The sequence below is a fragment of the Amycolatopsis sp. NBC_00355 genome (assembly GCF_036104975.1).
GTDB lineage: Bacteria > Actinomycetota > Actinomycetes > Mycobacteriales > Pseudonocardiaceae > Amycolatopsis.
The window spans coordinates 3,913,705-3,925,785 of the sequence record NZ_CP107982.1; the positions used below are offsets into that span (position 1 = coordinate 3,913,705).

Annotated in this window: 15 protein-coding genes; 8 read left to right on the top strand and 7 right to left on the bottom strand. The window is 73.0% G+C overall.

Features of this window, described 5'->3' with window-relative positions; translation table 11 throughout:
* Window positions 1-53: 53 nt before the first annotated feature.
* Both OHS18_RS17030 and OHS18_RS17035 read right to left on the bottom strand, forming a co-directional pair.
* Window positions 54-266, bottom strand: a complete 213-nt coding sequence (locus OHS18_RS17030) for a hypothetical protein (RefSeq protein WP_328617697.1) — start codon at window positions 264-266, stop codon at window positions 54-56.
* Window positions 267-342: 76 nt separating this feature from the next.
* Window positions 343-858: a hypothetical protein gene (locus OHS18_RS17035; protein WP_328451467.1), complete on the bottom strand. Its 516-nt coding sequence runs from the start codon at window positions 856-858 to the stop codon at window positions 343-345.
* A 206-nt stretch (window positions 859-1,064) separates the two neighbouring features.
* Between OHS18_RS17035 and OHS18_RS17040 the strand changes: the two genes are divergently transcribed.
* Window positions 1,065-1,346 carry an isoamylase gene (locus tag OHS18_RS17040; RefSeq protein WP_328451465.1) on the top strand — a complete coding sequence of 94 codons (282 nt, stop codon included), beginning with the start codon at window positions 1,065-1,067 and terminating at the stop codon, window positions 1,344-1,346.
* 4 nt (window positions 1,347-1,350) lie between these two features.
* Here the strand turns inward: OHS18_RS17040 and OHS18_RS17045 are convergent, their stop codons facing one another.
* The gene (locus OHS18_RS17045) at window positions 1,351-2,097 is read right to left on the bottom strand and encodes a LysR family substrate-binding domain-containing protein (RefSeq protein ID WP_328617698.1); all 747 of its coding nucleotides are present in this window, start codon (window positions 2,095-2,097) and stop codon (window positions 1,351-1,353) included.
* Between the two features lie 41 nt (window positions 2,098-2,138).
* Here OHS18_RS17045 and OHS18_RS17050 point away from each other — a divergent pair, with 41 nt between their 5' ends.
* From OHS18_RS17050 to OHS18_RS17070, 5 genes are all read left to right on the top strand, one after another.
* Window positions 2,139-2,534, top strand: coding sequence for a DUF5997 family protein (locus OHS18_RS17050; protein ID WP_328617699.1), 396 nt, complete (start codon window positions 2,139-2,141; stop codon window positions 2,532-2,534).
* The gene (locus OHS18_RS17055; RefSeq protein ID WP_442875419.1) at window positions 2,531-3,754 is read left to right on the top strand and encodes a kynureninase; all 1,224 of its coding nucleotides are present in this window, start codon (window positions 2,531-2,533) and stop codon (window positions 3,752-3,754) included. Before OHS18_RS17050 ends, OHS18_RS17055 begins: the two co-directional genes overlap by 4 nt.
* Before the next feature lie 77 nt (window positions 3,755-3,831).
* Window positions 3,832-4,290, top strand: coding sequence for a MarR family winged helix-turn-helix transcriptional regulator (locus tag OHS18_RS17060; protein WP_328617701.1), 459 nt, complete (start codon window positions 3,832-3,834; stop codon window positions 4,288-4,290).
* A gap of 10 nt (window positions 4,291-4,300) precedes the next feature.
* On the top strand, window positions 4,301-5,152 hold the full coding sequence (locus OHS18_RS17065; protein WP_328451455.1) for a haloalkane dehalogenase: 852 nt from the start codon (window positions 4,301-4,303) through the stop codon (window positions 5,150-5,152).
* A gap of 42 nt (window positions 5,153-5,194) precedes the next feature.
* Window positions 5,195-6,931 (top strand): pyruvate dehydrogenase, encoded by a 1,737-nt coding sequence (locus tag OHS18_RS17070; RefSeq protein ID WP_328617702.1) that lies wholly within the window; start codon window positions 5,195-5,197, stop codon window positions 6,929-6,931.
* A 63-nt stretch (window positions 6,932-6,994) separates the two neighbouring features.
* Here OHS18_RS17070 and OHS18_RS17075 read toward each other — a convergent pair whose 3' ends face one another.
* The 4 genes from OHS18_RS17075 to OHS18_RS17090 are packed head-to-tail and all read right to left on the bottom strand — an operon-like array spanning window position 6,995 to window position 10,383.
* A complete protein-coding gene (locus OHS18_RS17075; RefSeq protein WP_328451451.1) occupies window positions 6,995-7,621 on the bottom strand; it encodes a TetR/AcrR family transcriptional regulator in 627 nt (208 codons plus the stop codon).
* Between the two features lies 1 nt (window position 7,622).
* Window positions 7,623-8,801 (bottom strand): NAD(P)/FAD-dependent oxidoreductase, encoded by a 1,179-nt coding sequence (locus OHS18_RS17080; protein ID WP_328617703.1) that lies wholly within the window; start codon window positions 8,799-8,801, stop codon window positions 7,623-7,625.
* Window positions 8,798-8,986, bottom strand: a complete 189-nt coding sequence (locus tag OHS18_RS17085) for a ferredoxin (RefSeq protein ID WP_328451447.1) — start codon at window positions 8,984-8,986, stop codon at window positions 8,798-8,800. The genes OHS18_RS17080 and OHS18_RS17085 overlap by 4 nt, the downstream gene beginning before the upstream one ends.
* Window positions 8,986-10,383: a fatty acid desaturase gene (locus OHS18_RS17090; RefSeq protein ID WP_328617704.1), complete on the bottom strand. Its 1,398-nt coding sequence runs from the start codon at window positions 10,381-10,383 to the stop codon at window positions 8,986-8,988. Before OHS18_RS17090 ends, OHS18_RS17085 begins: the two co-directional genes overlap by 1 nt.
* Before the next feature lie 336 nt (window positions 10,384-10,719).
* Here OHS18_RS17090 and OHS18_RS17095 point away from each other — a divergent pair, with 336 nt between their 5' ends.
* The gene (locus tag OHS18_RS17095; RefSeq protein WP_328617705.1) at window positions 10,720-10,851 is read left to right on the top strand and encodes a hypothetical protein; all 132 of its coding nucleotides are present in this window, start codon (window positions 10,720-10,722) and stop codon (window positions 10,849-10,851) included.
* 210 nt (window positions 10,852-11,061) lie between these two features.
* Entirely contained in the window at window positions 11,062-12,063 is a 1,002-nt protein-coding gene (locus OHS18_RS17100) for a helix-turn-helix transcriptional regulator (protein WP_328617706.1), read from the top strand.
* The last annotated feature ends 18 nt before the right edge of the window (window positions 12,064-12,081 follow it).

The following is a 12,081-nucleotide window of genomic DNA, read 5'->3' on the forward strand; positions in this document are numbered from 1 at the left end:
CCGCAAGTCCGTGAAGGCCTCCTTCACGGACGTAGAGTCCCTCAAGGGGGCCTTCACGGACCACTGGCCAGGTCTGGTGCGGGGCGGGGGTCCGAGGTCTTCAAGGTCAGCGAGGTCATCGAGGTCAGCGAGGTCAGGCGGACGTCGAGGGCTTCGGCCAGCGTGCCGGGCGGGCAGCCCGCCTTACGGGCTCGGGTCCCGGCGTCGGCCAGTTCGGCCAGCAGCAGCTCGCGCAGGCACGAACGGGTGGCGTCGGGGAGTTTCACCGGCGGGCCGCGGATCTGGTCACCCGATGCTCCTCTCGCCGGTCCCGCCTTCCCCTGACGGACACGCCCGGATCCTTCAGCGCCACCACGGCGGTGGGGGCGCCGGGAGCGTCAGCGGGCAGCACGTGTGGCGGCCCGCCCAGCAGTCGCCGAGCCAGCGGGTCAGCGCGACCGGGCCGAGCAGGCTGTCCTCCCACACCGGCCTCAGCTCGCCGGCCCGGCGCAGGACGCGTTCCGCCGTGCGGCAGAAGCGGATGATCGTGGCGACCGCGGCGTCGGCCCGGTCGATCGTCCAGGCGACCGCGGCTCCGGGCAGCCGGGCCGGCACGTTGAGGCCGGTGGCGACGGTGCAGTCCCGGGCCAGCTGGACGGCGAGGTCGAACTCGACCGCTTCGGCGCAGCGCTGCCGCACCTGCCAGCCGGGCGAAGCCGTGGCGGCGTGCAGGCCGGCCAGCCGCGCCGCGGCCAGCCCGTCCCACACCGTCAGGAGCACCGCTCGCGTGTCGGCCGGTGGCGCGTCGGCGAGCTCGCGAGTCGCGGCGCTGAGCCAGGCACACGGGTCCTTGACGAGACGATCAACGGTGATGGTCACGGCAGCCAGTTTTGCACCGGAACCCCCGAAAGACAGCAAGATGATCATGGATCGGGCCAGGTCCACCCGGTCGGTGGCGCACCGTTGAGCGGCGTCGTCCCCCTTTTGAGCACTCTTCGTGACCGAATCGTCACAGGTGTGCGATCATGGGCGCGCTCAGCGTCGAGCACGCCCTCCTGACCGTCCCGTGAAAGGGCCACCGCCGAGTGATCAAGATCAGCAAGAGCCGCGCCGGTTCGAAGCGCGTCACGTTCAGCCTGCCGATCGGCGCCCCGCCGGGGCGGGTGAGTGTCGTCGGTTCGTTCAACGACTGGACGCCCGGCCGCCACCACCTGATGCCGCGGTCCAACGGCCGCCGGTCGACGTCGGTCGAGGTGGTGCCGGGCACCGTGCTCCAGTTCCGCTACCTCGGCGAAGACGGCCACTGGTTCGACGACCCGGACCTGCCGGACCGCGCCAACGGCAACTGCGTCTGCGAAACGGGCTGAGCGCTCAGGAGCGGCGGCGCGGCTTCCCGCGCTTCGCCACTCCACCGCCGCGCCGGCCGGCTCCCGGCTTGCCGGCCTTGCCCCCGGCGGGCTTGCGGGCCGGCGGCTTCCGCTCGGCGGGAGCCGGTGCGGGTGCGGGCGCCCGGCCGCGCGTGCTGTTGACCGTGCGGCCGCGGACGATGCCGATGAACTGCTCCATCAGGTCGCCGGTCTCGTCTTCGAGCCACGACAGCGCCACGCCCGACTGCGGGGCGTCCGCCACCGGCCGGTAGGTGAGGTCACGGCGGTGGTGCAGGCGCGCGAGCGACTGCGGGAGGACCAGCACGCCGATGCCCGCCGCGACGAGCTCGATCGCGTCCGCCGTCGTCGCCGGGCGGTCCACGGCCGGGCGACCCGGGAGCGAATCCCACTCGATCGTGTCATCGAGGGGGTGCAGCACGACCTCGTCCGCCAAGTCCGCTGTGGACACTTCGTCGGCCGCGGCGACCAGGTGGTCCTTCGGCACGAGGACGACCGTCGTCTCGGTGTAGAGCGGGATCGCGTGCAGGCCCTCGCGGTCGAGCGGCGAGCGCAGCAGGGCCGCGTCGGCGCCGCGCTCGCGCACGAGGGCGGTGGCGTCCGCGGCGGCCACGGGAACGAGCAGCAGCGGCACTTCGGGGACCCGCTCGGCCCAGGTCCGCACCCACTTGGCGGGTGTCGCTCCCGGGACGTACGCGAGCCGGAAGGAGGCGGGAACGTCCGGGCCGGTCACCGGGTCAGGTTACCGGTCGGGCGCTGGCTACCCTGGACGGCATGACGTCGCACAAGACCACCCAGACGATGAAGCCCGCGACAGCGGCGAAGAAACTGGGTGTGTACCTCGAAGCCACGCCCCCGGAGTTCCAGGAGGGCGTCGTCTCGCGCGACGAGCTGAACGCGCTGCAGACCGACCCGCCGGAGTGGCTGCGCGAGCTGCGCCGCACCGGCCCGCACCCGCGCCAGGTCGTCGCGGCGAAGCTGGGCGTGTCCATCGGCGGCCTCGCGCGCGGCGGTGTCACCGACGCGCTCACCACCGAGCAGATCGACGCGCTGAAGACGGAAAGCCCGGCCTGGCTGGAGCGCGAGCGCGCCACCCAGGCCGAGGTGCGCAAGGAAGCCGAACGGGTCAAGGAAAGCGGCCGAGAAAACGGCAAGGAGCAGGCGAACTGACCGCCGCCGACACCTCCCTCGCCCGCGCCGAGGCGCTCGACGCCGCCGACGAGCTGGCCGCGTTCCGGGGCCGGTTCGTGCCGATCGCGGATCCCGGCGTCGTCGCCTACCTCGACGGGAACTCCCTCGGCCGGCCTCTGCTCGCCACGGCGGAACGGCTCCAGGAAGTCGTCACCCAGGAGTGGGGTTCGCGGCTGATCCGGTCGTGGGACGAACGCTGGCTCACGCTGCCCGGGCAGCTCGGTGACGAACTGGGCCGGGTCGCGCTCGGGGCCGCGCCCGGGCAGGCGATCGTCGCCGATTCGACGTCCGTCTGCCTGTACAAGACGATCCGGGCCGCCGTCGCGCTGCGGCCGGGGCGCGACGAGCTCGTCACGGACACCGCGAACTTCCCCACCGACCGGTTCCTCGTCGAGAGCGTCGCCGCCGAACTGGGCCTGACCGTGCGGTGGATCGACGCCGACCCGTGGGACGGCTTCGGCGCCGAGCAGGTCGCGGCCGTCGTCGGCGAGCGCACCGCGGCGGTCGTGCTGTCCCATGTGGACTACCGGTCCGCGGCGATCGCCGACCTGGCCGGGATCACCCGGCTGGCGCACGAGCACGGCGCGCTCGTCGTCTGGGACCTCTGCCACAGCGTCGGCTCGATCCCGGTGGAGCTGGACGCGGCCGGCGTCGACTTCGCGGTCGGCTGCACGTACAAGTTCCTCAACGCCGGCCCCGGCGCGCCCGCGTTCCTCTACGTCGCCGCCCGGCACCACAGCGCGTTCGGCCAGCCGATCACCGGCTGGATGGGAGCGGCCGACACCTTCGGCATGGCGGCACGCTACGAACCGGCGCCCGGCATCCGCCGCGCGCTGTCCGGCACCCCGCCGGTGCTCGGCCTGGTCGGCGTCCGGGAAGGTGTCGCGCTGCTGGCCGAGGCCGGGATCACGCGCGTGCGCGCCAAGGCCGTCGAGCTGGGCCGGTGGGTCCTGGACCTCGCCGACGCGTGGCTGGTCCCGCTCGGGTTCACGATCGCCTCGCCGCGGGACGACGACCGGCGCGGCGGCCACGTCACGCTCCGGCACCCGGACGCCGAACGGCTCTCTGCGGTGCTCATCGACCACGGCGTCATCATCGACTTCCGCCGCCCGGACGGCATCCGGATCGGTCTGAGCCCGCTGACCACCGGCTTCGCCGAGGTCCGGCGCGCGATGGCCCGGATCCGCGAACTGGCCTGACCTCGCCCGCGTCCGCCTGGGTTTCACGCCGCCCAAAATAGTAGCCATGTATTTAGTAGCCATGTACTGTATCGACCGTGAGCAGCACATCGAACGGCGCGACGCCGGGTTACCTCGTCTGGCGGCTGTCCATGAAGTGGCGCGTGGCCGTCGACCGCGCCCTGGCGCCGCTGGGGCTGACCCACGCCCAGTACGTGCTGATGGCGTCGCTCTACGGCCTGGAGGGCACCGGCCGGCAGCCGAGCCAGCGGGAACTGGCCGACCAGACCGGGCTCGAGGCGCTCTACGTCTCCAAGCTGGCCCGCGCCCTCGACGCCGACGGGCTCATCGCCCGCACCCGCGACGCCGCCGACAACCGGACCGTCCGGCTGACCCTCACCGGCCACGGCCGCGAGATCGTCCGGCCGGCGATCACCACGGTGAGCACCCTGCTCGACCGGCTCCTGGCCCCCCTCGGCGGCCGCGACGGCGCACGCACCGACGCGCTGGTCCGCGAGCTCACCCTCCTGCTCGACACCCCCCTCGATCCCTCCTGAAGGACCGGCCATGCCCGAAACCCCCGTCCTCGATTCGGTCATCCACCACGAAGAATCCGGTAGCGGCGCCCCGATCGTGTTCCTGCACGGCAACCCCGGCTCGTCGTACGGCTGGCGCAACGTCCTGCCGGACGTCGGGGCCGGACGGCTGCTGGCCCCCGACCTGATCGGCATGGGCCGCTCGGGCAAGCCCGACGTCCCGTACGCCTTCGCCGACCACGCCCGCTACCTCGACGCCTGGTTCGACGCGCTCGGCCTGGCCGACGTCGTCCTCGTCGGGCACGACTGGGGCGGCGCCCTCGCGTTCGACTTCGCCGCGCGGCACCCCGGCCGCGTCCGGGGGCTGGCGTTCTTCGAGACGATCGTCAAGCCGATGGCCTGGGAGGACCTGTCGCCGCAGGCGGCCGAGCGGTCGCGGAAGATCCGCACCCCCGGCGTCGGCGAGGAGATGGTGCTGGACCGGAACCTGTTCGTGCGGCAGGCCTTCACCGGCGGGGTGCGCACGCCGGTCGCCGATCTCGAGCCCTACCTGGCGCCGTTTCCGACGCCGGAGAGCCGCCGCCCGGTCCTCGCGTGGGCCCGCCAGCTCCCCCTCGGCGGCGACCCGGCCGGGCTCGTCACGCGCATCGAGGCCTACGACGGGTGGCTGGCTTCCAGCGACGACGTCCCCAAGCTGCTGCTGACGTTCGAGGGCTCGCCGACCCTGCTCATCGGGGACGCGATGACGCGGTGGTGCAGGGAGAACGTCGCGGCACTGGACGTCGTCGCGGGCGGCGAAGCCGGGCACCACGCCCAGGAGGACCGGCCGAAGGAGATCGCCGCCGCGATCGCCGCCTGGGCGGACAACCACGGGCTGCGGTAATACTGTCGATCAAGGACGGACCGCCGCGCGAAGGGACACCTGATGGCCACGACCGTGGCGGAACAGCTCATCGAAGTGCTGCACGCGGCGGGCGTGCGGCGGATCTACGGCCTCGTAGGCGACAGTCTCAACCCGATCGCGGACGCCGTCCGCCGGCACCCGGACTTCGACTGGGTGCACACCCACAACGAGGAGGGCGCGGCCTTCGCGGCGTCCGCCGAAGCCCAGGTCACGGGCAGGCTGGCGGTCTGCGCCGGCAGCTGCGGGCCCGGCAACACGCACCTGATCCAGGGCCTCTACGACGCCCACCGCAGCGGCGCGCCGGTGCTGGCGCTCGCGTCGCACATCCCGTCGGACCAGATCGGCACCGGCTACTTCCAGGAGACGCACCCGGAGCGGGTGTTCGCCGACTGCAGCCACTTCACCGAGATGGTCAACGGCGCCGCGCAGATGCCGCGGCTGCTGCGGATCGCCATGCAGACCGCGGTCGGCAAGCACGGCGTGTCCGTGCTGGTCATCCCCGGTGATGTCGGCGCCCGGCCGGTCGCGCACGAAACCGGGACGAGCCCGCTCGCCTACCGCACGCCCGTCGAGGAGCCGGCCGCCGAAGACGTCCGCGAGCTGGCCGAGCTGATCAACCGGGCGGAGAGCGTCGCCTTGTTCGCCGGCGCCGGGGTCCGCGACGCGCGGGCGGAGGTGCTGGAGCTCGCCGCCACGGTCAACGCGCCGATGGGCCACTCGCTCGGCGGCAAGGAGTGGATCCAGTACGACAACCCGTACGACGTCGGCATGAGCGGCCTGCTCGGCTACGGCGCCTGTTACGAGGCGACGCAGGAAGCGGACCTGCTTCTGCTGCTGGGCACGGACTTCCCGTACGACAGCTTCCTGCCGGGCCGCCGCACGGTGCAGATCGACCGCGACGCCGCGCGGCTGGGCCGGCGCACGCCCCTGGAGCTGGGGGTCACCGGCGACGTCGGGGCGACGCTGCGCGCGGTGCTGCCGCTGCTGGAACGGCGGACCGACCGGACGTTCCTGGACAAGATGCTGCGGCGGCACGCCAAGGCGCTCGAGAACGTCGTTTCGGCCTACACCAAGGACATCACGAAGCTGCGGCCGATCCACCCGGAGTACGTCGCGGCGCAGCTGGACGAGCTGGCCGGCACCGACACGATCTTCACCGTGGACACCGGGATGTGCAACGTGTGGGCCGCCCGCTACCTGACACCGGGGCCGGGCCGGCGGGTGCTCGGCTCGTTCCGGCACGGCTCGATGGCCAACGCGCTGCCGATGGCGATCGGCGCCCAGACGGCGGCGCCGGGCCGGCAGGTGGTTTCGCTCTCCGGCGACGGCGGGCTGTCGATGCTGCTGGGCGAGCTGCTGACGGTCCGCGAGCAGAACCTGCCGCTGAAGGTCGTGGTGTTCAACAACGGCTCGCTCGGCATGATCCGGCTGGAGATGATGGTCGCCGGCTACCCGTTCTACGAGACCGACCACGGCCCCGCGGACTACGCGGCGATCGCGGCGGCGTGCGGCCTGCAGTCCGTGGCGGTCGACGACCCGGCCCAGGTCCGCCCGGCGCTGGAGCGGGCACTGGCGTCGCCGGGCCCGTTCCTGGTGGACGTCCGGACCGACCCGAACGCGCTTTCGCTGCCGCCGCACATCACGGGTGAGCAGGTCCGGGGCTTCGCGCTGGCCTCGACCCGGACGGTGCTGCACGGCGGCGTCGGCCGGATGCTGGAGCTGGCGCGGAGCAATTTGCGCAACATCCCCCGGCCCTGACGTCGGATGCCGTGAGGGGCACCCTCAGGGCTTATCTGTCCCTGAGGGTGCCCTTCACGGCATTCAGGCGTGGCGCAGGGGCGGGTTCGCCGCCTCGACGCCGAGGACCCGCGCGGCCACCCAGGCCAGGGCGTCCGCGGTGCGGGCCGGGGTGTCCGACGGCTGCATCACATGGCTCAGGACCGTGCGCACGACCACGTCGATCACCACCGTGACCTGCTCGGACGTCAGCTCCGGGCGGTAGGACAGCACCCGGTCGACCAGCATCGTCTTCGCGCCGGTCAGCAGCAGGCTCGCCCGGGTGGTCAGCAGGGGCAGCAGCTCGGTGTCCGTGCCGTGGGTCGCCGAGGCGATCGCGCGCAGCAGGATGTTGTCGTCGGCCAGCTCGAGGACCGCGCGGACGGCGTCGTACATCGCCTCGACGAGGTCGTCCGGGTGCCGCTCGAACGCCGCCGAGACGACCGAGAGGAACCGGTCGAGCTCGTGCGCCACCATGGCCTCGGCCAGCGCCGGCTTGGAGCCGATCTCGTTGTAGACGGTCTGGCGGCTGACGCCGACCAGCTCGGCCAGCCGCGCCATCGTGACCGCCGACCAGCCCGACCGCGCCGTCAGCTCGATCGCCGCGATGATGATCGGCCGCCGGTGCTGACCACCCTCGGGCGGCGCCAGTGCCCCGCTCATGATCGTCATTCTAGGCCGCGCCCGCGAAGGCCAGCGCCTCGGACCACGGCGCCCGCGCGGCGATCCGCCTGCGGTATTTCATGATCTCGCGGGGCCGGTCGACCGTCAGCGCGCCGGCGAGCCGGTCACCGCGCCGGTAGAGCGTCGTAGCCCCGCGGACGACGACCTCGTCCGCGCGCGGCGTCCCGACGAACTGGATGCGGTGGCCGTACCAGTCGGACCAGAAGTACGGCACGGGTTCCAGGGCGCGCGCCGACGCCGGGTCGAGCGCGTGGCGGGCGGCGGCCGCGCCCTGCTCGGCCGCGTTCGTCCAGTGCTCCAGGCGCATCGGCTCGCCGTCGAAGAGCGGGTTCGGCACGTGCGCGACGTCGCCGGCCGCGTAGACGCCGGGCGCTCCGGCGGCGAGCGTCGCGTCGCACACCACGCCGCGGTCACGCTCGTGCAGCGCGAGGCCACTGCCCTCGAGCCAGCCGGTGGCCGGGACGGCGCCGATGCCCGCGACGACGAGGTCCGCGGGCAGGACTTCGCCGGTGGCCAGCCGGACGCCGTCGCCGACTCCGGTGACTTCGGTGACTTCGGTGACTTCGGTGACTTCGGTGGCGAGCCGCAGGTCGGTGCCCGCCGCGAGGTGCAGCTCGGCCAGCGCCGCACCGGCTTCCTCGCCGACCGCGCGGGCGAGCGGGACCGCCTGGGCTTCCACGATCGTCACCGGCAGGCCGCGCTTCCGGGCCGCCGACGCGACTTCGGAGCCGATGAACCCGGCGCCGATCACGACGGTCCGCGCGCCGTGGTCCAGCGCCGTGCGCACCGCGACGGCGTCTTCGGCGGTCCGCAGCGTGCGGGCTCCCGGGAGCCCGCGGGCGGCCGCGCCGGTGGCGATGACCAGGGCGTCGTACCGGATCGCGGTGCCGCCGGCCGTCACCTCGCGGGCCGCTGTGTCGAGGCTTTCGGCCGCAGCGCCCAGCATCAGCTGGACGCCGAGTTCGTCCCGCAGTACGGCTTCGGGGTGGAACGGCGCGACCTCGCCCGGGCCGTCGACGTCGAGGAACGCCTTGGACAGCGGCGGCCGGTCGTAGGGCAGGCGGTCCTCGGCGCCGATCAGCACGATCCGGCCGCGGTAACCGGTGCGGCGCGCGGACTCGACCGCGCGCAGCCCGGCCAGCGACGCGCCGGCGACGACGAACGTCATGTCAGTTTCAGGGCCAGCACGGGACAGGCGTCGACGGCGGCGGCGACGTCCTGGCGGTGGTCCTCGCCGGGCCGCTCGTCGAGGACGACGACGGTGCCGTCGTCCCCCACCTCGAAGAAGTCGGGCGCCATCGCCTCGCACATGCCGAGGCCGTCGCACTTGCCGCGGTCCGCTTCGATCCGCATCACGCGCCCACCCGTCCCGGCGCGACGAAGTCGACCTTCTCGCGCACGCCGCAGTCGGGGCAGCACCAGGAGTCCGGGATCGCCGACCAGGGCGTGCCCGCCGGGAAGCCTTCGCGCGGGTCGCCGAGCTGCTCGTCGTAGACGTACCCGCAGCCCGGGCACATGCCGCCTTCGGTGGCGTCGCCGCGGGTGTCCTGGAGCGGGTGCTCCGCCGTGACGCGGGTGCCGTACCGCGCGAGGATCCTGTCCCGTTTGGACGGTTGGAGGTTGGCGCGGGAGAGGTCGCCGTCGAAGTGGCCGAGCACGCGCGGGTCCATCACGCGGCGCCACACCGGCGGGACCAGCGCCAGCACGATCATCCCGGCGTAGCCGGTGGGCAGCACCGGCGACTCGGCGAAGTCCCGCAGGGTCTGGTAGCGCCGGGTCGGGTTGGCGTGGTGGTCGCTGTGGCGCTGCAGGTGGTAGAGCAGGACGTTGGTGGCGATGTTGTTGGAGTTCCAGCTGTGGCTGGGATCCACGCGCTCGTACCGGCGGCGGCCGGGCGCGCCGACCCGCTGGCGCAGCATGCCGTAGTGCTCCATGTAGTTGACGACTTCGAGCAGCGAGAAGCCGATCACGGCCTGGATGATCAGGTAGGGCAGGATGCCGATGCCGAGCCACACGATCATCGCGGCCCACAGGACGGCCGACATCAGCCAGGCGTTGAGGACGTCGTTGCCGATCCGGAACGGGTGCTTGTCCCGCCGGGCGTAGCGCTTGCGCTCCAGCCGCCACGCGGATTTCAGCGAGCCGAAGACGGTGCGCGGCCAGAAACGGTAGAAGCTTTCGCCGACGCGGCTGCTGGCCGGGTCCTCCGGCGTCGCGACCCGGACGTGGTGGCCGCGGTTGTGCTCGATGTAGAAGTGGCCGTAGAAGCTCTGCGCCAGCGCGATCTTCGACAGCCAGCGCTCGTGGCTCTCCTTCTTGTGGCCCAGCTCGTGCGCGGTGTTGATGCCGATCCCGCCGATGCAGCCGATCGAGATCGCCAGGCCGACCTTGTCCACAATGGACAGGTCACCGCGGGCGACGAGCCAGAACGCGGCCACGAAGCCGACGTACTGGATGGGCAGGAAGGCGAAGGTGATCCAGCGGTAGTAGCGGTCCTTCTCCAGCCGTTCGAGCACGTCGTCCGGTGGGTTGCTGCGATCGAGCCCGGCGGCCAGGTCGATGAGCGGCACGACGACGAGGATCACGATCGGCCCGATCCAGAACCAGACCCCCCAGCCGGTGGCGGCGTGCAGCCCGATGGCGAGGAACGCGAGCGACGGCACCACCAGCCCGATCAGCCACAGGTACCGCTTGCGATCGCGCCACAGCTCGGTCGAACCGGCGGGCACGGTCCCGGTCACTTCGCTCATCACACCCTCCTCCGTTGGCTGGTTTACAAAACCATAGAGTATGTATAGTTCGATTGACAAGAGCAGTCTGAATGTCAATCTGACGGCGGATCCGGCCAGGTCAAGCGGCCCGAACGGCCCGAAAGGTCACTCGTCAACGGCGGTGCCGTCCGGGATTTCGGAGCTCGGGTGAGCACAGTCGGACGAACCGGTCATCGTGCCGAACTTCCGGGGCAGGCAAGCTCTCGACGCCCGGCTTTCCGGGCATGACGCCGGACTTTTCGTGCAGGGCGCCGATCCCGACCGCCCCCATCCCCTCCTGAACGGCCGGGTCGTCGCGCAACTGCCGCGGCCGGGGTGCGGCTGGCGCGCTGGGGCACCGTCACGGCCCGGATCACCGGCGGCGGCGATCCCGCCGGGGTCCGCGAGCCACGCCGGCCGCTGCCGGTCCGCCGGGCCGACCAAGGGGAAGCGGACCGCGACGGCTGAGCCGGCGGCGACCGTCCGCCGCGCAAGTGCCGTGACATCCGGCGCGCCGACCGCCGAAGCACGAGAACCCGCTGCTGCCCACCCGCACGCGAAACCGGAGCCGTGAGCGCCGGCCGCTCCCGGTCCGCGAAGAAGAGCGCGGCACCCGGACCGGGTGAGGCAGCCGATACCGGGCCGGTTCCGCCCGGTATCCGTGGCAGACTTCCGGACGTGACGCGACCGACCGCCCGGGTGCTCGCTCTGCTGGAGATCCTTCAGGGCGGCGGGACCCGCACCGTCGCCGACCTCGCCGGGCGGCTGGGGGTGGACGAGCGCACCGTCCGCCGGTACGCCGCGCACCTGATCGACCTGGACGTCCCGGTCCGTACCGTCCGCGGCCGCTACGGCGGCTACCGGCTCGCGCCCGGGTTCCGGATGCCGCCGCTGATGCTCACCGACGAGGAGGCGCTCGCCGTGCTCCTCGGCCTGGTCGCCGGGCAGCGGGCCGGGCTGGTCACGACGTCCGCCGTCGCGACGGAGAGCGCCACCGCCAAAGTGCGCCGCGTGCTCCCCGAGGCGCTCGGGCGGAAGCTGGACGCGCTCCTCGGGACCCTCGACTTCACCTCACCCGCGCGGCCCGCGGTCGGTCCCGAGACGGCCGTGCTGCTGACGCTCGCCGAAGCCGCGCGGGACCGCCGGCCCGTCGCCGTCGCCTACACCGCGTGGGACGGGCGGCGCAGCGAGCGCACCGTGCACCCGTACGGGATCGTCGCCCACGCCGGCCGCTGGTACGTCACCGGCGAGGACTCGGCCAGCGGCGAAGTGCGCACCTTCCGGCTGGACCGGATCGCCGCGGCCACGCCCGGCGCCGGGTCGTTCGCCGTGCCCGACGGCTTCGACCCCGGCGAGCACGTCCTCTCCGGTCTCACGGAAGTGCCGCGCCGGCACGAGGTTTCGGTGCGGGTGCGCGCGTCGGCCGAGCAGGTCCGGTCGCGGCTGCCGGCCGGGATCGCCACCGTGGCGGCGATCCCGGGCGCGCCGGACTGGGTGCGGGTCCGGCTGCGGGCCGAGCGGCTGGACTGGGTCCCGTCGGTGCTCGCGGCCCTGGACCGCCCCTTCGTGATCGAGACGCCGGACGCGCTGCGTGATCGAGTTCGCACCTTCGCCCGCGGGCTCACCGCCGGCGCGGACGCCGATCCCGGTGAAATCGTCGAAGAACCCGAACGGCGGTAGCGCACACCGGGGCAGTGC